Annotated in this window: 25 protein-coding genes and 1 tRNA gene; 20 read left to right on the forward strand and 6 right to left on the reverse strand. The window is 32.5% G+C overall.

Translation table 11 applies throughout. From position 1 onward, the window contains the following. Positions 1-2: 2 nt before the first annotated feature. Both LS72_RS07060 and LS72_RS07065 read right to left on the reverse strand, forming a co-directional pair. Positions 3-1,253, reverse strand: coding sequence for a fibronectin type III domain-containing protein (locus tag LS72_RS07060; protein ID WP_052087293.1), 1,251 nt, complete (start codon positions 1,251-1,253; stop codon positions 3-5). Between the two features lie 106 nt (positions 1,254-1,359). Next, positions 1,360-2,340, reverse strand: a complete 981-nt coding sequence (locus LS72_RS07065; protein ID WP_034553998.1) for an RluA family pseudouridine synthase — start codon at positions 2,338-2,340, stop codon at positions 1,360-1,362. 79 nt (positions 2,341-2,419) lie between these two features. Between LS72_RS07065 and LS72_RS07070 the strand changes: the two genes are divergently transcribed. From LS72_RS07070 to LS72_RS07105, 8 genes are all read left to right on the forward strand, one after another. Continuing rightward, positions 2,420-3,535, forward strand: coding sequence for an FtsW/RodA/SpoVE family cell cycle protein (locus LS72_RS07070; protein ID WP_084590151.1), 1,116 nt, complete (start codon positions 2,420-2,422; stop codon positions 3,533-3,535). Beyond that, positions 3,526-3,602: transfer RNA gene (locus LS72_RS07075), tRNA-Ile, on the forward strand. The genes LS72_RS07070 and LS72_RS07075 overlap by 10 nt, the downstream gene beginning before the upstream one ends. A 30-nt stretch (positions 3,603-3,632) precedes the next feature. Further along, on the forward strand, positions 3,633-3,857 hold the full coding sequence (locus LS72_RS07080; RefSeq protein ID WP_034553997.1) for a heavy-metal-associated domain-containing protein: 225 nt from the start codon (positions 3,633-3,635) through the stop codon (positions 3,855-3,857). An 18-nt stretch (positions 3,858-3,875) separates the two neighbouring features. Then, complete coding sequence (locus LS72_RS07085; RefSeq protein ID WP_034553995.1) at positions 3,876-4,685, forward strand: TerB family tellurite resistance protein; 810 nt, start codon at positions 3,876-3,878, stop codon at positions 4,683-4,685. Between the two features lies 1 nt (position 4,686). After that, positions 4,687-6,603: an invasion protein CiaB gene (gene ciaB, locus LS72_RS07090; RefSeq protein WP_034553994.1), complete on the forward strand. Its 1,917-nt coding sequence runs from the start codon at positions 4,687-4,689 to the stop codon at positions 6,601-6,603. Continuing rightward, positions 6,584-7,414 (forward strand): CheR family methyltransferase, encoded by an 831-nt coding sequence (locus LS72_RS07095; RefSeq protein WP_138155224.1) that lies wholly within the window; start codon positions 6,584-6,586, stop codon positions 7,412-7,414. Before ciaB ends, LS72_RS07095 begins: the two co-directional genes overlap by 20 nt. A 3-nt stretch (positions 7,415-7,417) precedes the next feature. Continuing rightward, positions 7,418-8,074, forward strand: coding sequence for a CheB methylesterase domain-containing protein (locus tag LS72_RS07100; protein ID WP_238700754.1), 657 nt, complete (start codon positions 7,418-7,420; stop codon positions 8,072-8,074). 3 nt (positions 8,075-8,077) lie between these two features. After that, positions 8,078-8,650, forward strand: a complete 573-nt coding sequence (locus tag LS72_RS07105; protein WP_034555199.1) for a YigZ family protein — start codon at positions 8,078-8,080, stop codon at positions 8,648-8,650. On the opposite strand, the gene LS72_RS07110 is transcribed toward LS72_RS07105, so the two are convergent. Both LS72_RS07110 and LS72_RS07115 read right to left on the reverse strand, forming a co-directional pair. After that, positions 8,630-9,238, reverse strand: coding sequence for a LysE family translocator (locus LS72_RS07110; RefSeq protein WP_034555200.1), 609 nt, complete (start codon positions 9,236-9,238; stop codon positions 8,630-8,632). The genes LS72_RS07105 and LS72_RS07110 overlap by 21 nt on opposite strands. A gap of 1 nt (position 9,239) precedes the next feature. Beyond that, complete coding sequence (locus tag LS72_RS07115; protein ID WP_138155225.1) at positions 9,240-10,151, reverse strand: aspartate carbamoyltransferase catalytic subunit; 912 nt, start codon at positions 10,149-10,151, stop codon at positions 9,240-9,242. A 104-nt stretch (positions 10,152-10,255) separates the two neighbouring features. Between LS72_RS07115 and LS72_RS07120 the strand changes: the two genes are divergently transcribed. From LS72_RS07120 to LS72_RS07175, 12 genes are all read left to right on the forward strand, one after another. After that, on the forward strand, positions 10,256-11,455 hold the full coding sequence (locus tag LS72_RS07120) for an HD domain-containing protein (RefSeq protein WP_084590217.1): 1,200 nt from the start codon (positions 10,256-10,258) through the stop codon (positions 11,453-11,455). 1 nt (position 11,456) lies between these two features. Beyond that, positions 11,457-12,086, forward strand: coding sequence for a trimeric intracellular cation channel family protein (locus tag LS72_RS07125; protein WP_034555321.1), 630 nt, complete (start codon positions 11,457-11,459; stop codon positions 12,084-12,086). A gap of 167 nt (positions 12,087-12,253) precedes the next feature. Then, positions 12,254-13,069, forward strand: coding sequence for a peptidylprolyl isomerase (locus tag LS72_RS07130; protein ID WP_138155226.1), 816 nt, complete (start codon positions 12,254-12,256; stop codon positions 13,067-13,069). An 8-nt stretch (positions 13,070-13,077) separates the two neighbouring features. Continuing rightward, complete coding sequence (locus tag LS72_RS07135) at positions 13,078-14,001, forward strand: class II fructose-bisphosphate aldolase (protein WP_034554457.1); 924 nt, start codon at positions 13,078-13,080, stop codon at positions 13,999-14,001. Positions 14,002-14,016: 15 nt separating this feature from the next. Continuing rightward, complete coding sequence (efp, locus tag LS72_RS07140) at positions 14,017-14,580, forward strand: elongation factor P (protein ID WP_034554456.1); 564 nt, start codon at positions 14,017-14,019, stop codon at positions 14,578-14,580. Between the two features lie 8 nt (positions 14,581-14,588). After that, positions 14,589-15,143, forward strand: a complete 555-nt coding sequence (locus LS72_RS07145; protein ID WP_238700756.1) for a DJ-1 family glyoxalase III — start codon at positions 14,589-14,591, stop codon at positions 15,141-15,143. Then, a complete protein-coding gene (locus LS72_RS07150) occupies positions 15,140-16,429 on the forward strand; it encodes a murein transglycosylase domain-containing protein (protein WP_238700758.1) in 1,290 nt (429 codons plus the stop codon). The genes LS72_RS07145 and LS72_RS07150 overlap by 4 nt, the downstream gene beginning before the upstream one ends. Continuing rightward, positions 16,429-17,142 carry an arginyltransferase gene (locus LS72_RS07155; protein WP_034554455.1) on the forward strand — a complete coding sequence of 238 codons (714 nt, stop codon included), beginning with the start codon at positions 16,429-16,431 and terminating at the stop codon, positions 17,140-17,142. The genes LS72_RS07150 and LS72_RS07155 overlap by 1 nt, the downstream gene beginning before the upstream one ends. A gap of 1 nt (position 17,143) precedes the next feature. After that, complete coding sequence (locus LS72_RS07160) at positions 17,144-17,929, forward strand: phosphatidylserine decarboxylase (protein WP_034554453.1); 786 nt, start codon at positions 17,144-17,146, stop codon at positions 17,927-17,929. 2 nt (positions 17,930-17,931) lie between these two features. Next, positions 17,932-18,927, forward strand: a complete 996-nt coding sequence (gene nadA / locus LS72_RS07165; RefSeq protein ID WP_034554451.1) for a quinolinate synthase NadA — start codon at positions 17,932-17,934, stop codon at positions 18,925-18,927. Between the two features lie 9 nt (positions 18,928-18,936). Continuing rightward, positions 18,937-19,764 carry a carboxylating nicotinate-nucleotide diphosphorylase gene (gene nadC, locus LS72_RS07170; protein ID WP_034554449.1) on the forward strand — a complete coding sequence of 276 codons (828 nt, stop codon included), beginning with the start codon at positions 18,937-18,939 and terminating at the stop codon, positions 19,762-19,764. Further along, entirely contained in the window at positions 19,764-20,624 is an 861-nt protein-coding gene (locus LS72_RS07175; protein WP_034554447.1) for a thiamine-phosphate kinase, read from the forward strand. Before nadC ends, LS72_RS07175 begins: the two co-directional genes overlap by 1 nt. Positions 20,625-21,225: 601 nt before the next feature. On the opposite strand, the gene LS72_RS07180 is transcribed toward LS72_RS07175, so the two are convergent. Both LS72_RS07180 and thiC read right to left on the reverse strand, forming a co-directional pair. Beyond that, positions 21,226-22,338: an Mrp/NBP35 family ATP-binding protein gene (locus LS72_RS07180; protein WP_138155227.1), complete on the reverse strand. Its 1,113-nt coding sequence runs from the start codon at positions 22,336-22,338 to the stop codon at positions 21,226-21,228. 14 nt (positions 22,339-22,352) lie between these two features. Next, entirely contained in the window at positions 22,353-23,693 is a 1,341-nt protein-coding gene (gene thiC, locus LS72_RS07185; protein WP_138155228.1) for a phosphomethylpyrimidine synthase ThiC, read from the reverse strand. Positions 23,694-23,762 lie beyond the last annotated feature (69 nt).

Genomic DNA, 23,762 nt, shown 5'->3' on the forward strand with positions numbered 1-23,762 from the left:
GATTAAAAAGAAAGTGTTACTTCTTTGGTTTGTTTAGATTCTAAACCATTACTATCAAGAGCACTAACGCTATAATCGTATTTTTGTCCGGGTGTTATTTCTCTATCTATAAATTCTGGTGTTAAGACTTTGTTGTAACGCAAGATTTCACTAAAGAAGCTTGATTTCTTATAAACAATGTATTCAGTGGCTCTATCATCTTGAGGAGTCCAACGTAAAATCACAGCATTATTTTCAATTTGTGCATAAGTAATAAGGGGTGTTGCTGGAATTTGTAGAGTGCTACCTGTTACAGGAGGACTTTCAAGGCTTGGAATTCCATCTTTATCAATAGCAAGAATCTTATATTCGTAACTTTGCCCATCTTTATCTATTATATCTGTATAATTTGTTGCCGAAGAATCTAAAGTTTGTAATTTAGAAAAACCTAATAGGGAAGAGCGTAAAAGTGTATAGTGGGTAACTTCTGGATTTGGGTGTTTATCCCATTGCAGGGTAATTTTTCTAGGGAGATTGTTGGTAGCTTGCAAATTGCTAACAGAAATGGGCTTTGGCTTAGTAGTGGCTATTGCTACTTCAGAGGGTTCTGATAAGGATTGATTGGCATTATAGGCATAGATTCTATATTCATTAGTTGTATTATCCTCTAAATTTTTATCAAGATATTCCACTAAAAGACGATTAGGGATTTTTGTAAGTTCTTTCCAATCACCATTTTTATTTTTCTTTTCTATGAGGTAGCCAGTTACTCTTAGATCTGGGTGAGGATTCCAAAGTATTTTGATAATGCGTGGATAATTGCTAATGGCTTTTATGTAGCTTAGGGGTGCTAGAGTTTGTGTTTTTGCTTCAATAATTGGTGAGTAGGGTGAGATATTTTTACTTGTATCAAAGGAAGCAAATTGGTAAAGATAATCCGTATTCGGTGTTAATTTTGTATCCGCATAATGGGTTATGAATCTTGAATCTAAAGTGGCTATTTTTTGGAAATTTTGTTCATTAGCTTTCTTGCGGTAGATTTGATAGCCTATTGTATTAGAATCAGGCACAATTTGCCATTCAAAAGCAATTGTGTTAATATCTGTTAAGGTATTAATATCATTAGGGGGTGTTAGATTATTATTAATAGTTTGGGGGGTATTGGGGTTTAGGCTTGATAAGGGGTTGTTTAAGGTGCTACTGCAACTATAGGATATTAATAGCAAAAAAGCATAACAAAATAACTTTAAAATATAGGTATTAGGTCGCTTCATAGAGATTCCTTAAAGATTTACTATATTGATAGCACTTTTAAAATATTAATACGCTTAATACGCATTTTGTTTAGTGCTAAATCATAGCATAGATTTTCTAAAAATATTATTTACCAAAAATATGGCAATACATCTCATCAAGAGGTATTTGAAAGTCTTCATTTAAGGGCTGTTGATAATAAGATTCTTCTAAATAATCTTTCATATCTTCATAAAGTGGGGCATAAACTTTTATGAATTTTTGTGTTTTAGGGTGAATAAAATGAATGATATGAGAATGTAAAAGAATCCTTTTTTGGTAATTTTCTTTATATCCATAGAAATTATCGCCTAAAATATGACGATTAATTCCTGCTAAATGTGCCCTTATTTGATGGGTTCTTCCGCTAAAGAGTTTTGCCCCTATGAGTTCTGTTTTGTGGTTGGTGATAATTTTAAAAAAAGCACTTTTGGCACTTTTAGCTAAAGGATTGTTTAGAGTTGCAGTAATGTATTTTAAGCGGTTTTTTGGGCTACGTATGAGAGGGAATTCTATAATTTTGTGCTCTTTAAGGGGCTTATCAATTACGCATAGATAATATCTACCCATTGTCTTAGATTTGATTTGAAGGCTTAGGTTCTGGTGGGCTATGTTGTTTTTAGCGATTATCATAGCACCGCTTGTGCCTTTGTCTAATCTATGCACAATTCCTAAGCGATAGGAATCTCCAAGATTTGATAATGCAAAATTTTTGGCAACAAGATAATCTACAAGTGTTGGTTCTTTGTCGTATTCATTAATCCTATGGGTTAAGAGATTAATGGGTTTGTTGATAACTAGCACATCTTCATCTTCATATAAAATAGGGATAGAAAAATCTTTTTCAAAAGTTTTTTGTGGAGTTATTTGTTCTTTAATGCTGATAATATCTCCATTTTTTATGAGAATTCCTTTTTTATCTAGGGGTGCATTATTAAGGCGAATTTGTTGATTTTGGATAAGTTTTTCTACTTGGTTACGGGGCAGATTAAGCGTAGAGGATAGAAATTTATCTAATCGCTTTGTTTCATTATCAAAAGCCCTAAAAGTAATAGATGATCTTTTCATAAGTTTTTATTCTTTATTCTAAAAAGTTGTGTTAGAATCCTAGCCTCTTAAACCAAACATAATAATTAAGGTATTGATTTTGTTTAGCTTCAATAAAAAGATTCTAGCATATTTTGATTTTGCATTGCTTTTGCTTACAATTCCCATTATTTTATTATCTTGGCATCTTATTAATGAGAATAATAGTTTTTTAGGGGATAAAGTATTAGTTTATATGTTTATTGGGTTTTTGGTGTTTATTGTAGTATTCCTTATCCCTATGCAACAAGTGCCATGGCTAATTATTTCTTTTTATTGGTTAAATATTCTTTTGTTGCTAATTGTGGAATTTTTTGGTAGCACAAGGCTTGGTGCTCAAAGATGGCTTGAAATTCCTTTTGTACATTTTACCTTCCAACCCTCTGAAACAATGAAGATAGCACTTATTTTAATGTTAGCTTATCTTATTAATAAAAATCCTCCTAAAAAAAATGGTTATGGTATTTTTCAATTTTTAAAATTTTCTTTTTTTATTTTATTACCTTTTGTTTTTGTCTTAAAACAACCCGATTTGGGAACTTCTTTAGTGCTGCTGTTAATGAGTTATGGTGTTTTGTTTCTTATTGGGGTTAATTATAAAATTTGGCTTATTCTTTTAGTAGCGATTGGTTTTTTATCACCGATTTTATATGCGAATTTGCACGATTATCAAAAAAAACGTATTATAGATTTTATTTCTAAAGATCCCGATTATCAAGTTCAACAATCTATTATCGCTATAGGTTCTGGAGGGATCTTAGGTAAAGATAAGCAAGAGGCAACACAAGCTATGTATCAATTTTTGCCAATTGCAACTAGTGATTTTATTTTTCCTTATTTTGCAGAAAGATTTGGTTTTATCGGGGTTATTGGGCTTTTTATTCTTTATGGAATGCTTATTTTTCATATTTTTAGCCTTAGTAGAGAAGATAAAAAAGATTATTTTTTAAAAGTCGTTTCTTATTGTGTGGGATTATTAATTTTTATTTATTTTAGTGTTAATATCGCAATGACAATTGGGTTAGCCCCCGTAGTTGGGATACCTTTACCCTTTTTTAGTTATGGCGGAACTAGTTTTATTACCTTTATGGTTTTATTTGCTATTTTAGAAAATATTCTTGCTTTTAAGTATAAATTTGTGTATAATCACAGCTCTTTTTTAAATCAGGGTCCTTAGCTCAGCTGGTTAGAGCACTCGGCTCATAACCGATTGGTCATAGGTTCAAGTCCTATAGGACCCACCACTTCTTTATAGGAAAAATTAGGAATATTTTATGAAAATCCAATGCGTAAATATCAAATGTCAAGGTTGTGTTGATAAAATTAAAAACGCCTTAGCACAAAAATATCCAGATTTAGAGGTGGATATTCCTCAACAAATTGTTGAGGTCAATGTTAATGAAGAACAGCTCAAGGAAATTCAAAACAAGCTTCAAGAATTAGGTTTTTTACAACCTCAAGGCATTGTGGGAAAAATAAAGAATTTTTTTACACATTAATTATTAAGGAATCACTCTATGGAAATTCTTTTGCTTATTACTATAGTTATTATTGCTCTTGCAATTATGAATTTCAAAGATTATCTCTCTAATCCTCATAAACGTCCAAAGATATATCCAGAAAATGAAATTGAAGATTTTAAAAATTATCAAGATATTTATACTACATCTAGTAAAGAATATAAAATTAGAAATAGCGAATATGGCTTAATGATAGGGCTTATGTCAAAACTTGCAAAAAGTGATGGCAAAGTTTGTGAGCTAGAAGAGGAGATGATTGCTAATACCTTAGAGGATATGGCTGAACAGATTGCCTTGCAAAGTGCTATGAATCAAAAAGAAGAAATTTTGCAAACACTTCAAGCAATTTTTGCTAATACTCAAGAGGCAGTGGAGGAATTAACGCAAAAATATGCAACACTGACTAAAGGACAATATAAGGCTCGTCTTAAATTAGTTGAATATTTATTAGCCCTTGCTTATGCCGATGGAATTTTGGGTGAAAAAGAGCGAGAAATTATTTTAGATGTTGCGGCTTATTTGGAGATTGAAAATGCAGATTTTAATACTTTATATGAAGCATTTATCGCCTTTTATGCAGAGCATAAAAAATCCTCTAATATAGACGAAGCTTGTAAGGTTTTAGGTGTTAATAAAGAGGATAGTTTGGAGGAGATAAAAAAGGCTTATAAAAAATTAGTAAGAGAATATCATCCTGATATTTTGCACCATAAAGGATTGGATAAATCTATTATTGAAACATCCACGGCAAAACTTCAAGAAATTAATGCTGCTTATGAGAGCATTAAGGCTTTTAAGAAGGAATAAGGTGGAAAAGAGGGTATTTGCGGATATTATCAAAATTTATCACTTCTTAGAAAATGAAAATAAAGCTATGAATGCTTTGTATGAAAATGTGAGTCTTCAAAACATTCCTAGCTTTTTAGTAGAAATTTTTGCTTCATTACCACAAAACGAGGAAATGCTTTTAGCACTTCTTGATAGAGTTTTAAGCTTAAAAGAGGCTTCTTTAGAAAATATTTTAAAAAAATTTGATTACTCTGAGGAAAAAATATTGGAGGTAAAAGAGAGAATGTTTTTGTTAAGTGAAAAATTCTATACACAAAAACACGAAAAATTGCTTAATTTTATCCAATCCCAACAGCTTTTAACTCCTTTTTTAAGGGAACTTATAGAAGTTGTGCATAGAATTGGTTTATGTTTTAATGGATTTTTTAGAAGTTGGCAAAAAGAATTGATTTTAGGGATTAACAAGAGTTTAAAAGATAGGTATTATAATGATTTGCCTACTATTTTAAAGGTTTTACAGACAAGTTTAGAGGTTACTAAAGATGGGGAGATTAGTGATAGAAGCTATTCTATTCCTGTTTTAAAAGATACTTATGAAGCAGTGGCTTATGCAGATTTTTTTGAAAAGGAATTTTTAACTTTTAAAACCATTTTTCAAGAGTCTTTGCCGCTTTTAGAAAATACCAAAGAGGTTTGTCCCAAATTAGAACAAAAGGGATCTTATTTAAGATACCTTAAAGCTTTGCAACAAGCCTTATTGCAAAAGGATACTAAAGAACTCTTAGAATCTTGGCGTGAAGTGGATAGGTGTTGGATGCAGATTACTTCACCTTTACAAATTGGACATCCCTTAGAGTATTATGAGGATCATTTTAGAAGAGCTGTTGCACCAGAGTGGGATTTAAGAATTGCTAGAATTTATGAGGGTCAGGATTTATTAACAGGTGTCCCTAATTGTGGCATTAGCAAAGAATCTTTTTTGAGATTCTATCAAGAATTAAGCTCACAAATGCCAAAGACTGCTTTTAAATCTGAAATAGATGTGTGCGTAGAAGAGTCTTTAAAGAAAACTCAAAGTTATGGTGGAATGCCTTTGTTGTTTTATGGGGCAGAGTTAAATGGGCTTTTTAGCGCACAAGTTGTTCCTAATGATGAAAATGTAAGTGCAAAATATGGTAAGAAAATTTTTTATTTTCCCGATAGGGTTAGGGAGCTATCTTGTGCAAAGCCTTTTATGCTTTTAAGCTCTAAAACCTTTTCGCAAGATTTTCTAGATTTTAATCGGGAATTATTGTATTTTAGAAAAGAAGATTGGTATAGGGTTTATGAAATTTCTACCATTGGGCATGAGTTTGGGCACATTTTATGGGTGAGCTTTGATAGTGAATTGCAGATGAATAAGAGTGGAGAATTTAAAAATATTGAAGAATTTAAAGCAACAATGGGTGGTTTAGTCTATTATTTTTTAAAGGGCGATTTAACCTTGCTAAAAGAATTGGTTTTTAATACTATATCCCGTGCAGTCTCCCTTATTACTTGGCAGAGAGAAAATGAAGTATTGCCTTATTATTGTGAAGGACTTATTCATTTAGATATTTTATTTAGTAGTGGAATCTTATCTTATTGTGGAGACTTTGAGAATATTGCTTTGAGTGTTGATTATGAAAAGGTGAAAATTCTTATGGATTTATATTTAAAGGCTTATAATGAATTAGTTGCTATTTATTTACAAAAAAGTGATGCTAAAGAGTTTTTAATTAGGTATATGAAAAAAGATGAAAAAGGTATTTTTAAGCCTATAAAAATAGAAGTTTTATTATTTGTCGAAGACTATTATAAAAAATATCAAGAAATAGGGCAGAGAGTAGATTCTATAACCCCACAAATATGGAAAAGAGATTATATAAGGAGACAGAATGAGCGTAGTTGTTCGTGATGCAGAGATAAATAAAGCTAAGGAATTAATTTATGAATTAGCGGGGATACATTTATCCAACGATAAAGATTTAGCCATTAAGAATCGTCTAAATAAATTAATCAAAAGTTGTAATATTCAAAATTTTGATGATTTTTTTTCGCAATTAAAAACTGGAAAGTTTAAGCAAGAGTTTATCAATACCTTTACTAATAATAAGACGGATTTTTTTCGGGAAGATTTTCATTTTGTAGATATGTTAGATAGGATATTACCACATCGCTTAAAAGAATCAGAACCTTTAAAAATATGGTGTTCTGCAAGCTCTACAGGAGAGGAGCCTTATTCTATAGCGGCAACTTTATCTTATGGTAGAGATATTTACCGCTCTAATACTCCTTGTAGTATTTTAGCCACAGATATTGATACTTCTGTCTTAGAGACTGCTAAAATTGGTGAATATGTCGTAGATACTTGTATTACTCCATTACCTGAATGGTTAGATTTAGAGAATTCTTTTGATATTACTCCTAAGAGTGAGAGAAATGTATTTATCAAAGTAAAGCCTTCTTTAAAAAATTTTATTACTTTTAAACAGCTTAACTTACAATTATCCACTTATCCTTTTGGGGTTAATGAATTTGATATTATTTTTTGCCGTAATCAAATTATTTATTTTAAAATTGAAGATCAAGAGAAAGTATTAAAAAAGATTTTTTCTTATTTAAAAATTGGTGGAACACTTTATTTGGGTCATTCAGAAAGTCCTTTAGGCATACAAAATAAAGTTGAAAAACTTGGACAGAATATTTTTGTAAAAGTGATGGATTAAATTTTGGGAAATTACGATAAACATCATCCAGATTTGTTGTTGGCATCTTCCCCTTATGATGGAGAAGGTAAAAAAATCATAGGTATTGGTGCAAGTACAGGTGGAATCGATGCGATTGTAAAAATTTTGCAAAATTTGCCTCTTAATCTTCCTCCTATTGTTATCACACAGCATATACCTGCTGGATTTTCTACTTCTTTTGCAGAACGTCTTGATGAAATCTCTGTTATGAAAGTATATGAGGTTAATAAAAAAATGCTTCTTAAATCTTCTTGTGCTTATCTTGCGGCAGGAGGAACGCATTTGTTGTTAAAACGTAGTGGTAATGAATATAGTGCTGAACCCTTAGAAGGAGAGAGAATTAGTCGCCATAAACCAAGCGTTGATATTATGTTTCGTAGTTTAAATAATGTTGCTGGAAAAAATGCCTTAGGAATTATTTTAACTGGAATGGGTGATGATGGGAGTATTGGCATAAAAGAGCTTCATAAAAATGGAGCTTATACTATCGCACAAGATGAAGCAAGTTGTGTAGTTTTTGGTATGCCAAAACAGGCTATTAGCAGGGGTGCAATTACTGAAGTAGTATCTTTAGAGGATATCCCTTTAAGAATTATTAAGTTTTCTCAAGGAATATTAATTAATAATCGAAGTGAATAAAATATGTTAAGTCCTTCAGGGATTATTGAAGAATCTTATGAAATTAAAAATTCTAAATTCCTTGCTTTTTTAACCCCTAAAGAGGTTTTTATTGATTTTATTGCTAAGATGCGTGTAAAACACCCTAAAGCTGCGCATTTTGTTAATGCTAGTAGAGGGTTTAACGAACAAGGACAGATTGTAGAATCTTTTAGCGATGATGGAGAACCAAAAGGGACTTCAGGAATGCCTACTTTAAAGGTGTTAAGAGGCTATGAGCTTATTGAATGCGGGTTAGTGATTGTGCGTTATTTTGGTGGGGTATTGCTTGGTAGCGGTGGGCTGGTGCGGGCTTATACACAAAGTGCAAAAGAAGTGATTTTAAAAGCACAAAACCTTGATGCTCTAATCCCTTATACGCCAAAGACAAAAAAAGAAATTTTTATTCCTTTTAGTGATTTATCCCAAGCAGAATATTGGATAAAAAAAATGGAAATTGAAATTCTAAAAAGAAATTTTCAATCAGAGGGTGTTTTGCTTGAAATTTCAGCCTCTTTAGAGAGTGTGCGATCTTTTTTAGAGGCTTTGGAGCATTAAAAAGAGTTTATAAGTTTGAAAGAGTAGCAAAATACCAAAGGCTAAAAAAAGGATTCCACAAATTTTGTCAATCCTATCAAAGAAAGTATTGCTAATAAAGCTTCTACTAAAAGTGCCTAAAAAGATAACCAATAAAAAAGATAAAGATAATCCACAAAGCAAAATTATTAAACTTATTTCAAAGTTTGTATTTATAAAGGGTGAGATGACAATAGTAAAAAATAAAATTGCTTTAGGGTTAGAGAGGTTAATTAATAAACCTTTAAAATAAATAAAAAGACTTTTTTCAAGTTTTTGGTGGAAGTTAATATGGTTTTTGGGCTTTTTAAAAAGTGTATAGGAGATATAAAAGAGATAGATTCCTCCTATGAGGTTAAGGGAGATTTGAATAAAAATACCATTAAAAACTTGTGAAAGTCCAAAATAAATAAGGCTTAAAAAAATAATCCAACCGCTAAAAATTCCTAAAAATGCTAAGAATCCTTGTTTGCCACCAAAATTTAGTGTGTTTCTAAGGACGAATAAAATATCAGGTCCTGGAGTTAATGCTACCATAAAGCCTAGTAAAAAGAGTCCTAGAAGTTCCATACTAAAAATAGGGAAAGTTTTTAGGAGTTTGGGGTGTTTTTCTGATAAGAAGTGTTTCTAAAACTGCCATTCTAATAGCAACCCCATTGGTAACTTGTTCTAACACTTTACAACGTTTGTCTTCAAGCATTTCATCACTAATATCAATATTGCGAATTACAGGTCCTGGATGGAGTAAGATAATATCCCTCTCCCCAAAAAGTTCTTTGGTAATACAATAATCACTGGCATAATCTTTAAGACTTGAATAAATAGGAGAATTATGCCTTTCTGTTTGTGTTCTTAAGCTCATTACAGCATCGACTTCATTGATGATTTCTTTTAAAAAAAGGCTATGCTTTAGTGAAGTTTGCGGTATAAAATGCGGAGGTCCTACTAAAATAATCTCCATTCCAAAGCGACTTAGAAGTTCAATGTTACTATTGGCTACGCGAGAATTTCTTATATCTCCTACAATGGCTATTTTTTTATTTTGTAAATTCCCTAAATGTTTTTTGAGTGTAAGTAAATCTAGAAGTGCTTGTGTAGGGTGTGCGTGTGCCCCATCTCCCCCATTTATGATGGAGCAGGAGACATATTTAGAGAGGATATTTGGTACTCCAGCATTTTTATGGCGGACAACAATAGCACTAGGATTCATTGCATTAAGATTAGCCGCTGTATCAAAGAGTGTTTCACCTTTGTTAGTGGAACTTCTTGAGACTTCTAATCGAACAACATTTCCCCCAAGTTTCTTAGCTGCAAATTCAAAGCTAGAGAGTGTGCGTGTAGAGTTTTCAAAAAAAATTGTAACGATGATATGCCCTTTTAAGCTATTTCTTGGCTTTCCATCTAAAAACTGCTCGGCTAGCTCTAAAATATTTTCTACTTCTTGTTTGCTGAAGTCTCTTGTATCCAATAAATGATTTGGCATTAATTCACCTTCTATAATCTCAAAGCCTAAAATTATAATCTTTCATCCATAAAATAATAATAAAGTTGTATAATTAGCTTAAAAATATCTTTAAAAGGGAATCTTTGAAAAAACCTAGATTATCTTTTTCTTTATTGTATAAAATCTTTGTTGCAGCAAGCATTCGTAGGTGGAATGATCAGGCTACACCTGTAGAGTTTTTAGAGCTTGATAAACAAGCACATAAATTTGTTATCGCGTATTTCTTAGCACATTTTGAAACCATAAAAAACAAACAAACAATTGATTGGGAGCTTTTGATTTTACAATTTTGCTATGAGTTTTTTGAGCGGATTATCCTTACGGATATTAAACCCCCTGTTTTTCATAAGCTTGTTAAAAATCATAATAAAGAGCTTGTAGATTTTGTATGTTTAGAGCTTGAGGAGGATTTAAAAGGTTTTCCTTTTTTTGAAAATATGCGTAGTTATCTTTATGGAGAGGTTAATAATATAGAAAAACAGATTCTAAAAGCATCTCATTATTATGCTTCTAAATGGGAGTTTGATATTATTTATCATTTTAATCCTAAAATGTTTGATGTTCAAAATATTAAAAATATCATTGATAGGCAAGTAGAGGAGCATTATCATTTAGCAGGGATTGTTGAAATTGTGCTTTATCAAGAAATACGAGAAATTATAGGTATGTTTGGGCAGCTTAGATTCCAAAAACGTTGGAGTCAAACACCTAGGGTTCCAACCACCTCTGTTTTGGGGCATACTTTGGTTGTAGCCCTTTGTGCTTTATTATTAGGCTATGATTTAAAATGTTGCAAACAGATGCAAATTAATCATTTTTTGTGTGGATTATTTCACGATTTGCCAGAGATTTTAACAAGGGATATTATCTCTCCTATTAAGCGAAGTATAAAGGGATTAGATACTTTTATTAAGCAAATTGAAGAAGAGGAGGTGAAAGAAAAAATCCTTACAAAAGTTCCAAAACCTATTCAAGAGGATATTATTTATTTCACTAAAGAAGAATTTAGTAATCGTTATAAAAAAGATGGAAAAATAATATTCTTGCCTAAAGGTGAGGAGATTTTAAGGGATTTTAATAAAGATTTTTATTCGCCTGTTTTTGGGGAATTTTTGAAATATTGCGACCATTTAAGTGCGTTTTTAGAAGCAAAAATTTCCATAGGGCATGGAATCTCTAGTAAAGATTTACAAGAGGGTGCAAAAAACCTAGAATATCAATATAATGATAAAGAAATTAATGGGATAGATTTGGGTTATTTATTTAGAGGGTTTAAGGGTTAATATGCTTTTAATAACTTTGTATATTATCGGGATTACCGCAGAGGGAATGACTGGTGCATTAGCTGCTGGAAGGCATAATATGGATTGGTTTGGAGTGATATTTATTGCTTGTGTAACAGCTATCGGTGGTGGCTCTATTCGTGATGTTCTATTTGGGCATTATCCTCTTACTTGGGTGGCTCATCCTGAATATCTTGTAATTATTTGTTTTGCAGCATTAATCACTACAAAAATTCCTTATTTTGTAGAGCGATTTGAAAAGGCTTTTTTAGTGCTCGATGCCTTAGGTTTAGCCGTATTTAGCGTTATTGGAGCAAGAGTTGGTATGGATTTACACTCTAGCGGTGCTATGGCAGTAGCTGGTGCAGTTATTACGGGGGTTTTTGGGGGTATTTTGCGTGATATTTTTTGTGCAAGGATTCCGCTTGTATTCCAAAAAGAGCTTTATGCTAGTATTGCTTTATTGACAGGTAGTTTATATGTAGTGCTAAATTTTATTAATAGTTATTATTTTGGTTTAAGTGAAAATTTTATAACTATTTTTTCTCTATTGGTTGGTTTTGTTGCTCGATTGCTTGCCATCCGCTATCATTTGGGATTACCAATTTTTCAATATAAGCCTAAAGAATAAACTTGGTTATTGAATATTTGTTGGATGTAAAATATAAAGAGTTTTGGTATTTTGTAATGATTGTCTTTGCTAAGAATTGCTACGCTAATTGTCAATATTAATACTCTCTTAAATATTTCAAGGTAAAATTTCATATATTATCAATATCAAAGTAAAAAAGGTAAGTAATGAAAAGAGTAGTTTTAAGCTCATTGGTTACATTGGCGTTGTTACAAGGGATAGGTATCGCAAAAACTTTTGCAAAGGTAAATGGAGAAGAAGTTACAGACAAAGATATTGCGCTTTTAATGCGTGCAATGCCCGGAGTATCTTTTGATCAATTACCGCAAGAAGGAAAAGAGCAAGTCATTAATCAAGCCATTGAAAGAAAGCTTTTAATTGAACAAAGCAAAAAAGATAAGATACAAAATACTAAGGAATACAAAGAAGCTATAGCTAATGCACAAGATGACTTAATGCTTGAAGTTTGGATGCGTCAAAAGTTGGATAAAATCAAAGTTTCTAGTGCGGAAATTAAAAGCTTTTATGATGAAAATAAAGCGGGATTTATTCAACCTGATCTTATTAAAGCAAGGCATATTTTGGTGAGTTCTGAAGAGGATGCTAAGAGAATTATTGCGGATTTAAAAAAATCGGGAACGAATGTTTTAAGTAAATTTGAAGAGTTGGCTAAGATTAAATCAAAAGATGGTTCTGCACAAAATGGTGGAGATTTAGGCTGGTTCGATAAAAACCAATTTATTCCAGAATTTTCAGAAGCAGCTTTTAAGCTCCAAAAAGGAAGCTATACGCAAGCTCCTGTAAAGAGTCAATTTGGTTATCATATAATTTATGTAGATGATAAAAAACCATCCGCTACATTATCTCTAAAAGAGGTCGAGGGGCAGATTGAAAATAATCTTAAAATTAGCAAGTTTCAAGATACAATTAAAAAAGAGGGTGACGAATTGCGTAAAAAAGCAAAAATCGAAATTTCTCAATAAGGATTTTTATGTTAGTTAGCGGGAGTGTTGTTTTAGATAAGGCAAATAAAGAAAATTATGGCGTAGGTGCATTTAATTTTGTAAATTATGAAATGCTAAGTGCGATTTTTGAAGCGGCAAATCTTAAAAATTCCCCTATTATCGTTCAAGCAAGTGAGGGTGCTATTAAATATATGGGTATTGATATGGCAGCAGGAATGGTAGAGATACTATCTAGGAGGTATCCTCATATTCCTGTTGCTTTGCATTTGGACCACGGGACAAGCTTTGAATCTTGTATTAAGGCAATACGATCAGGTTTTACTTCTGTAATGATTGATGCTAGTCATCATCCTTTTGAGGAAAATTTAAGAGAAACTAAAAAGGTTGTTGAAGTTGCGCATATTGCGGGAGTTAGCGTTGAAGCAGAGCTTGGTAGATTAATGGGGATTGAGGATAATATTTCTGTTGATGAAAAAGAGGCGTGTTTGGTGAATCCTCAAGAAGCAGAGGAATTTGTTAAAGAAAGTAAAGTAGATTTTTTAGCACCTGCTATTGGGACAAGTCATGGTGCTTTTAAGTTTAAAGGAGAACCTATTCTTGATTTTGAACGTCTTATAGAGGTAAAGAGGCGAACAAAGATACCTTTGGTGTTACACGGAGCAAGTGCGATTCCACAAAATGTAAGGGAAGCATTTTTGCAAAATGGTGGAGATTTAAAGGGTAGCAAGGGTGTTCCTTTTGATTTTTTAAAAGAAGCTATTAAGGGTGGAATTAACAAAATTAATACCGATACAGACTTGCGAATAGCCTTTATATCTGAAGTGCGTAGGGTAGCTAATGAAGATAAAACGCAATTTGATTTAAGAAAGTTTTTTACTCCTGCAAAGGAATTTATGATAAAGGTGATAAGCGAAAGAATGGATGTTTTAGGAAGTTCTAATAAGATTTAAAAAGAAGGGAATATAATGGCATATTCAATGGGAGATTTAAAAAAGGGTTTAAAGATTGAATTAGAGGGTATCCCTTATAAAATTGTAGAATATCAGCATGTAAAGCCTGGAAAAGGGGCGGCATTTGTTCGCGTTAAGATGAAATCTTTTTTAGATGGCAGAGTGTTAGAGAAAACTTTTCACGCAGGGGATAAATGCGAAGAGCCTAATTTGCAAGAACATTCTATGCAGTTTTTATACCACGATGGCGATTCTTTTCAATTTATGGATAATGAGACTTATGAACAAATTGGGTTAAATGAGGTGCAAGTTGGGGATAGTGCTAAATGGATCATTGATGGAATGAGTATTAGTGTTTTATTCCACAATGGTAAAGCCATTAGTGTCAATGTTCCACAAAGTGTAGAATTAAAAGTTACTGAAACTCCTCCTAACTTTAAGGGGGATACTACAAGTGCAGGCAAGAAACCGGCTACATTAGAAACTGGGGCGGTTGTGCAAGTGCCTTATCATATCTTGGAGGGAGATATTATCCGCATTAATACAGAGAGTGGCGAGTATTTAGATAAGGTAAAATAAGGAATAAAATGATAGTAAGAGTTTTGGTTCCATTGGCGGATGGATTTGAAGAGCTAGAAGCAATTTCTATTATTGATGTTTTAAGAAGAGTTGGTTGCGAGGTTATTCTTGCTAGTTTAAAGACATCTTTAGAGGTCTCCTCTCAAGGAAAAGTTAAGTTTATAGTGGATAAAAGTATTTTTGAAATACAGGCGGATTGTTTAGATGCGGTAGTTTTTCCTGGAGGTTGGGAAGGCACTCAAAATCTAGCAAATTCAGAATCCTTAAAACATATTTTGCAGATTCTGCATAATAAAGGCAAAATTATTGGTGCTATTTGTGCTGCACCTTTAGCATTATTTAAAATGGGGATTTTAGAAAACAAACGATTTACTTGTTATCCTGGCATTGAGGGAATGATTACAAATAATTATTATCAAACTATACCTAATGTTGTTGAAGATGCAAATATTATTACTTCAAGAGGACCTGCTACGGCTTTAGAATTTGCTTTTATATTGGCAGAAAAGTTAGTAGGATTAGAAAAAACCCAAGAGATAAAAAAAGGAATGTTGGTTCTTTGAAAATCATAACCTTTTGTTTTGGAGCGGGTGTTTTATTAGCGGGTTGTTTAATGGGTTATAGAGATTTAGTTTATAATCCTCAAGCGATTCCTAAAGAAATCCCTAAAGAAATTCCCCAAATAATCCCTAAAGAAATCCCTAAAGAAATTCCCCAAATAATTCCTAAAGAAGTTCCCAAAGAAGCACTTATGAAGCAAGTTGCTGAACATCTATTAAATCCGCAAAAACTTGAAGAGTATATTCAAAACATTCCTATTAACTTCAAAAAAATTCTTACGCAATTTACACAGCAAGTTGCAAAACAATGGGGCAAAGATAATGCACCAACTGCTTCTCAAGATATTTATGTAAAATATACAAACTCTTATCTCTCACGTGCAGAGGTAGATTTTTCAAAAGGTGTAATATCTGTTTCAACTTTAGATACAAAGAATCCTAAAGAAGCCTTGAAAAAAGCTATTGTAACGACTTTATTAACACCAGAAGATCCTCAAGAGGTTGATTTGTATTCTGATAAAGATATTGAATATAGAGGGAAGCCTTACTTGGCAGATTTAGTAAAAGATAATGAAGGGATGGTTGTTCTTTATCCTTGGAGGGCTAATCGTTATGCAAAATATTTAGTAGAAAATAAATTACAAACAAAAGATATTGTAGAAGGTGGTATAACAAAAAAGGTGCATTATGTCCAGTTTGATATGGTAGGAGATAGAGAGATTCAAAGCGAACATAAATATGGGGAATATGTAGCACTTTATTCTAGAGAATATAAGCTTGATCAAGCTTTGATATTTGCCATTATTAAAACAGAGAGCAGTTTTAATCCCTATGCGGTTAGCCGCATACCTGCTTATGGATTAATGCAAGTTGTCCCAACAAGTGCGGGGAGAGATGTTTATAAAACTTTAAATAGTAGAGATGGAGTTCCAACAAAGGAGATGCTTTTCACCCCAAAAACTAATATTCAATATGGTTCAACTTATTTAAATATTCTCTTTACGCGTTATTTAAAGGGGATTAAAAACTCTCTCTCACAGGAATACGCTGTTATTGCTGCTTATAATACAGGTAGTGGAAATGTTTTATCAGTCTTTCATAGTAATAGGACAAAGGCAGTAGAAATTATTAATGGAATGACTTCTGCAGAAGTTTATAGAAAGCTTAGAACTTCTTTAAAATACGAGGAAGCAAGAAATTATCTTTTAAAGGTTACAACCGCCAAAAAAGAATTTCAAAAAGTATCAAATAATGCCTCATCTTTAGGGGATATAGCTAGTTTGCAATAATGGAAATTTTTGAATTAGTGCAAGCTCCTAAAGTATGCAGCTATTTGCCAGATTGTGAAGCAACTTTTCGTTATTTTTACATTCAAGGATGCACCCCTAGTTTTTATTATAAATTATTAGATAGGGGTTGGAGAAGATTTGGGAATTATTTTTTTGTTCCCATTTGCAAAGAATGTAATGCTTGTATTACTATTCGTCAAGATTGTGAATCTTTTGTATTTTCTAAATCACAAAAAAGAATTTTGAAAAATCCTTTAACACTTAAAATTTGTCGCCCACGAGTAACCCAAACCCATTTAATCCTTTATGATCAATACCATAAAAGGATGCAAGACAAAAAGGGTTGGGATTATCAAAATATCACCTTAGAAGCTTATTATGAAACTTTTGTTCAAGGTTATCAAAGTTTTGGCTATGAATTTGATTATTATTATGGAGAGCAACTAGTAGGTGTTGCTTTAGTAGATATATTGTCTAATAGTATTTCTGCAGTTTATTGTTATTATGATCATAATTTTGAAAAATTCTCTATTGGAACTTATTCTATTCTTAAGCAAATTAAAATTGCAAAAGAGTATAATATTAAGTATTTATATCCGGGCTATTGGATAAAGAATCACCATTCTATGGGGTATAAAGAGAGATTTAAACCTTTTGAGATATTAAGCAATCGTCCTCATTTGAATGAAGAAACTATTTGGATAAAGGAATAATTTGCATTATACAAATTTTATTTCTCATCTTTTTGAAAAAATTACACATTGTGCCTTTCCTAGAAAGATACAAGTCTTTATTAACCGCACTTATGTGAAATTTTTTGGTATTAATATGGAAGAATTTGATACTTTAGAGAGTTATCCTACTTTAAATGCTCTTTTTACGCGTTCTTTTGTTAAGCAAAGAGAGTTTGATAAAACAACTACAACTATGATTGCTCCTTGTGATAGCCTTATTATGGAGTTTGGAGAGTGTCAAAATGATTTAGCTATGCAAATTAAGGGTAAAGCTTATGCTATTAGTGATTTTGTAACAAAGAATTTAGAAGATGGATTTTTTTACATAAATTTTTATCTCTCCCCTAAAGATTATCATAGATTCCACGCACCTATAAATTTAAAGGTAAAAAGTGTGAATTTTATTAATGGAATGTTGTTACCTGTGCATAGAAAATCTTTAGAAAAAAATGATAATCTTTTTAATAAAAATAAAAGAGTGGTTTTAGAATGCATAGATGATTTTGAAAATCCTTTTTATTTAGTTGCAATAGGCGCTTTAAATGTTGGAAGGATTCAAATACATATTATCCCAGAGATTGTAAATTTAAAAGAAAATAAAAGTTTTATTTTTAAAGAATCTTATCTTTTAAAGAAAGGAGATGAAATTGGTTGTTTTGAAATGGGTTCTACTATTGTTGTTTTATCTAAAAATTGGGAATATTCTATAAAGAATAAGGAGAAAATACATTTTGGAGAATGTATAGGTAGCCATAAAAGAGGTTAAAGATGAGAGCAAGGATTGAAGCGTTAAAAGAAAAAAATGATGTTTTGTTGGTAGCGCATTTTTATCAACGAGATGAAGTTGTAGAAATAGCTGATTTAACAGGTGATAGTTTAGAATTAGCTAGGAAGGCAAGTGCGAGTGAGCATAATATAGTCCTTTTTTGCGGTGTTGGATTTATGGGGCAGAGTGTAAAGATATTGGCACCCAACAAAAAAGTGTTTATGCCCAAAATCGCTTGTTGTTCTATGGCAAGAATGATTAGCGATGCGTATTTTGATGATTCTATTGCGTTACTTGAAAGTTATGGAATCACAAATATTTTTCCTGTTACTTATATTAATTCTAATGCTGAAGTTAAAGCTAAAGTTGCAGAACTTGGTGGCGTGGTTTGTACAAGTGCTAATGCTACTAAGATTATGGAATATGCACTTAAGCAGGGCAAAAAAATCTTTTTTTTACCCGATAGATGTTTAGGCGAGAATTTGGCTATTCAAAATGGGTTAAAAAGTGCGGTTTTAGGAGAGGATTCTAAAGAAGTAGTGCAGGGGGCTGATGTGATTTGTTATAATGGCTTTTGCTCCGTGCATCAGCTTTTTACTCCAGAGGATATTGATTTTTATCGTGAAAAGTATCCCGATATTTTAGTGGCTGTGCATCCAGAGTGCAAACCAAGTGTTGTAGCAAAGGCAGATTTTGTAGGTTCTACTAGTCAAATTATTGCTTATGTAAAGGGGCTAAAAGAAACGCAAAAAGTAGTAGTAGGGACAGAATTTAATCTTGTCAATCGTTTAAGAAAACCTCATAATGGGATACAAAACACTTTTGTCCTCTCTTCTACAAAACCCGAATGCCCTACAATGAATGAAACAACTTTAGAGGATATTTTAAAGGCTTTAGAATACATTGATAAAGGGGAATCTTATAATGAAATAATATTGCCTAAAGATACTGCTATAAAAGCTAAGAGGGCTTTAGATAAGATGCTTGAACTTTCATAAAGGAAACAAATGCAAAAGATTTTATTAGATGATTTCTTAAAACAGGTTTTAAAAGAGGATGTTGGTAGGGGTGATTTGTATATGCGAATTACTAATAACTCTGTTATAGAAAGTTATATTGTCGCTAAAGAAGAGGGTGTATTCTCTGGTAGAATGTATGTAGAGAGATTATGTGAATTACTTAATATTAGAGGTGAATTTAGTTTAGAGGATGGAGGAGAGTTTGGGGCAGGGCAAAAACTTGTAAAATTTATCGGAAATATTAATGATATTTTAAGTGCTGAGCGAACAATTTTGAATCTATTAGAGCATTCTAGCGGTATTGCTACTTTAACTAATATTTATGTCAAAGCTATGGAGGGGAGCAAATGTATTTTACTCGATACGCGTAAAACTCGTCCTTTGTTGAGAGATTTTGAAAAATATTCTACCCGTAATGGTGGGGCTATTAATCATCGTTTAGGATTAGATGATTGCTTGATGCTCAAAGATACACATTTATCAAGGATACTTTCTTTAAAAAAGTTTGTTGCTGATGTTCGTTGTAAAATCCCTATGACTGCTAAAGTTGAAGTAGAGTGTGAAAATCTTTTACAAGCAAGAGAATCATTAGAAGCAGGGATAGATATTTTAATGTGTGATAATATGGAAATACCAATGATAAAAGAAGTGGTAAAAATGCGTAATGAGTTAGCACCTAGTGTATTTTTAGAGGCTAGTGGCGGCATTACTTTAAGCAACATTAGGGAATATGCTTTAAGCGGTGTTGATGCTATTTCGTGTGGGGCAATTATTCATCAAGCAAAATGGATAGATATGAGTATGAAAATTGATTAATGCAAGATAGAGAAAAGCAATTTATTCAAACCTTAAAGAGAGGAAATGCTACTTATGGGGTTGGCGATGATGGTGTTGTTTTAGGAGACTATGTTATAGCTACAGATGCGTTTTTTGAAGGAATCCATTTCAAAAGAGAATGGGGCAGCTTAGAGATTCTTATTGAAAAATGTTTTTTGGTTAATCTCTCTGATATTTATGCGATGAATGCGATCCCAAAATATTTACTCTTAACCCTTTGTGTTCCAAAAGATATAAAAGATGTTAAATATCTTGCTAAAATCTTTTCTGCAATGGCTTTGAAATATGGTCTAAAGATTATCGGGGGAGATACGATTGTAGGGGAGAAATTGCATTTTTCTTTAACGCTCTTAGGGCAAAAGGGTAAAAAAGGATTATATCGCTGTGGCATTAAACCTAATGATTATTTAGCCTATCTTAATCCTAAAAGTATTTTAAACCATTCTAAAAAACAAGTTTTTGGGAAAAATGTTTTGCATTTAAAAAGGGCTTTATTATTTGGCATTTATCCTAAAGATAGTCGTTTTGCAATGCCTTTGCTATACCCTAAAATGATTCTAGCCCTTAATGTTATTGCAAGGGCTGGAATGGATATTTCTGATGGAATCTTTATAGAGTTATCAAGATTGGCTAAGATTAATAAAATTGGTTTTACATTTTTGCTAAAAAAATCAAATTGGTTTTATTCCCCTGAAGAATACCAAATGCTTTATGCTTTCTCTCCCTATAAACTCTCAAAGGCTAAAAGATTAGCTAATCAATATCGCCATCAATTAGTTGTATTTGCAAGAGCAAAAAGAGGCTCTTATAAATTAGTAAAGAAAAATTGGCACCGATAATTTAAACTTATTGATACAGATGATACCTTTTTATGGATTATAAATTTAATAGCAATGAATTTGTAAGAATAAAAAATCTGCATTAACCACTACTTTTTATGGAATGGAGTCAATATAAGATTTTTGAAAACTCCTATATTTTATGTGTATAAATGTATCAATTCTATTTCATTTACCTATTACGTGCTATTTATTTTGATATGTCTTTACATAGAAAAAGAAAGTATTAAAAAGCGGTAATTCATCTTAACCCCTCTAATAAGTTTTGATAGCGGATTATACAAGGTGAGCATAATCAAAACTAATTTTTATAAAAGATGGAAGTTGTGAGGCAGGGTTTATAGCTTATAAGTGCCTTTTAAAAGAATTAGCTCTTCCTTAAAAAATTTCATTCTTTTAGCCCTGTGCGTTTAAAATCAAGTTGGACTTTGAGGTCATAGTATCTTTACAAGTTGCAGATTAAGGCATTGGTTAGATTAAGTAGATTGAAAACCACCCCTTTACATAAAAGAAAAGTTTTAAGATTCTATTTTTAAAAGTATTAGTTGTTGCCTTTGTTATATTAGATTTATTAAATACAAAGGATTATATTCCTTTGTATTTAATAAGAACAGGCGGATTTACCATTATCTACAGGTTGGATAGAGCTATTATCCGCTAGTTTTTTTTGATTAACTTCTTCTATAAAATCCCATAGTTCTTTAGCGGCTTTAAGGTATTCTTGAGAGGATTTAGAATTTGGATGAAAATAAACAATAGGTTTGCCCTCATCTCCCCCCTCTCTAACACTAGGTTCAATAGGGATTTGTGCAAGTGTTTTTGTGCCATAGTTTTTGGCAACTTCTTCTGTGGTGCCTTTACCAAAAATATCATATTCTTTACCGCTATCAGGACAGATAAATCCGCTCATATTTTCGATGATTCCAGCTACTGGGATTTTAAGTTTAGAAAACATATCTAAAGCCCTAGCTCCATCATCTAAAGCAACTTTTTGCGGAGTAGATACCGCTATTCCTGCAGTTACAGGCACACTTTGTGCTAATGTAAGTTGTGCATCTCCTGTGCCAGGGGGCATATCTATAATCATTACATCTAAATTATCCCATAATACATCTGTTAGCATTTGTTCAATCGCACGGATAATCATGGGACCTCTCCAAATAAGGCTCTGTCCCTCATCATATAGCACACCCATAGACATCATCTCTACACCATAGGCTTGAAGCGGGATAAGTTTTTTTAGTGCTTGATGCACTTCAGGCTTATCTTTTTGCAATCCTAACATTCTAGGCACATTAGGACCATAAATATCCGCATCTAAAAGGGCTACCTTTTTACCTTGTTGGGCTAGAGCAATGGCGAGATTAACACTTGTTGTTGATTTACCAACTCCCCCTTTACCACTACTAACCATAACGAAGTTTTTAATTTGGGGTGCTAAATTTTTTGTCCCTTGGGACTTATTGTTGTTTTGTGGAGAGGGTTGTTTAATATCTAAGTTAAGTTTAGTAATGCCATTGTCTTTAAGTTTTTGCGTAATACTCTCACGCAATGTATTAGCCACATCTGCAGAAGCAGAGGGAATCTCTAATCGTATAGAAACAGAGTTTTCGTGTATTAACATTTCTTTGACAAATCCAAAGGTAACAATATCTTTTTCAAAATTAGGGTAAATAATCTCTTTAAGTAAATTAACGAGTTGTTCTTGATTCATTTTTTTCCTTTTTATTAAACTTCTTGTTTTTCTTGTTCGATAATATCTTGTGAGATTTTATAGCTACAAAATTTTGGTCCGCACATTGAGCAGAATTTCGCTTCTTTGAAAACTTCTTGGGGTAAGCTCTCATCGTGATATTCTCTAGCTCTCTCTGGATCAAGGGCTAATTCAAATTGTTTATTCCAATCAAAGCTATATCTTGCATTGCTCATCGCATCATCCCTTACCCTAGAGTGAATCCTGCCCCTAGCTATATCAGCAGCGTGTGCGGCGATTTTATAAGCGATAATGCCTTCTCGGACATCTTTAACATTAGGTAACCCTAAATGCTCTTTAGGGGTTACATAACATAACATAGCAGCTCCTTTCCACGCTGCAATAGAAGCTCCAATAGCAGAGGCAATATGATCATAACCTGCGGCAATATCTGTTACAAGAGGACCTAAGACATAAAAGGGTGCTTCGTGGCATAATTCTTTTTGGAGTTCTACATTGCGTTCTATTTCATTCATAGGCACATGTCCTGGACCTTCAATCATAACTTGCACATCTTTCTCCCATGCCCTTAAAGTAAGCTCACCTAGAACTTTAAGCTCTCCTAATTGTGCTTCATCACTAGAATCCGCTAAACAGCCCGGACGCAAAGAATCTCCAAGGCTTAAAGAAACATCGTATTTTTGACAAATTTCTAAAATATCATCAAAAGCCTCATAGAAAGGGTTTTGCTTATGATAGTGCATCATCCAAGCAGCCATAAGGCTTCCGCCACGACTTACAATACCCATTTTTCGTTTAGCAAGGCGGGGCATATGTTCTAACAAAAATCCACAATGAATAGTAAAATAGCTCACACCTTGTTTGGCTTGTCTCTCCATAACTTCTAGCATTTTATCAATAGTTAGGGCATTAATATCATTTTTAACATCGTGCAGGATTTGGTAGATAGGCACCGTTCCAATAGGCACACTAGAGTTTTGAATAACAGCTTGACGAATACTATCCAAATCTCCCCCTGTGCTTAAATCCATAATAGTATCCGCACCATATTTAATAGAAGCAAGGGTTTTTTCAACTTCCTCTTCAATAGAGCTAGCAAGTGCAGAGCTTCCAATATTAGAGTTAATCTTAGTTCTTGTTGCTATACCAATCCCCATAGGTTCTAAGTTCGTATGATTGACATTAGAGGGAAGTATTAATCTTCCTTTAGCAATTTCTTTTAAAATTTTATTAGTTGTTAAATGTTCGATATTGGCTACATATTCCATCTCTGGAGTAATGATACCTTTTTTGGCATAATGAAGTTGTGTTTTGATTTTATCATCTTTACGCACTTTAACCCATTGTGTTCGCATACTTTCTCCTTAATACTAATTATTTTAGTTTCTAAAGGTAGCAAAATAAAAATAAAATTTAGCTTTTCT

This window comes from Helicobacter apodemus (assembly GCF_000765745.2).
GTDB lineage: Bacteria > Campylobacterota > Campylobacteria > Campylobacterales > Helicobacteraceae > Helicobacter_D > Helicobacter_D apodemus.